Origin of the sequence: Agromyces binzhouensis, assembly GCF_004135055.1 — a bacterium.
Classification (GTDB): Bacteria; Actinomycetota; Actinomycetes; order Actinomycetales; family Microbacteriaceae; genus Agromyces; species Agromyces binzhouensis.
The window spans coordinates 1-706 of sequence record NZ_SDPL01000761.1 but is presented as its reverse complement, the minus strand read 5'-3'; the positions used below and the strand labels follow the sequence as shown (position 1 = coordinate 706).

1 protein-coding gene is annotated in these 706 nt (G+C 74.4%); it reads right to left on the bottom strand.

Annotated elements, in window-relative coordinates; all coding sequences use genetic code 11:
* Window positions 1-152: 152 nt before the first annotated feature.
* Window positions 153-545: an META domain-containing protein gene (locus tag ESO86_RS18090; protein WP_129236062.1), complete on the bottom strand. Its 393-nt coding sequence runs from the start codon at window positions 543-545 to the stop codon at window positions 153-155.
* Between the last annotated feature and the right edge of the window lie 161 nt (window positions 546-706).

Here is a 706-nt window from a genome sequence, read left to right as displayed (position 1 = left end):
CGACGGCGTCGGATGCCGCGTCGACGGGCCGCCGGGGCTGCTGGCGTTCCTGCGTGCGCAGGCCGCGCGGTTCGCGGCGGCGAGCTGAGTCGACGCGCGGGCGCGCCGCAACGGTGCGGTCCGCCTCCGGACCGCACCGGTCGTCGGCCCGGTCAGCCGCTTCGCTCGAGGGTGCCGATGGGCGAGCCGTCGGAGCCGAGCACCGTCATCGTGTCGTTCGCGACGTCGGCGACGCTCATGCCCGAGAGCCAGTCGTCGACCCCGTCGCACGCCATCATCGTGCTCGCGACGTTCTCGAACTCCACCTGGTCGGCCTCGTTCACCGACCACGTCCCGGTCAACTGGTTGCAGCCGTCGCTGCCCGAGAGGTCGCCGCCGTCGTCGAGCTCGAGGTACGGCGAGCCCTCCCCGGACGAATCGCCCCACGTGCCGACGGGATCCACGGTTCCCCCGGTGTCCTCGCCCTCGGCCCCGCTGCACCCCGTGAACGCGAGCGCGACCGCCAGTACCCCCATACCGATGACGAGCGTGTGCCTGCTGGTCATGCTCGCAGCGTAGCGGGGCGCACCCGCCGCGTCACCCCGCGGCCCCTCGATGCGCGTGGATCGGTCCGCATGCAGGACGGCCTCGGCCGACGATCAGTGGTGCGTGGCGGGCGGTTCGCTGCGGGCCGCGGCGCGGGCGAGGGCGTCGCGCGCGGCCACGA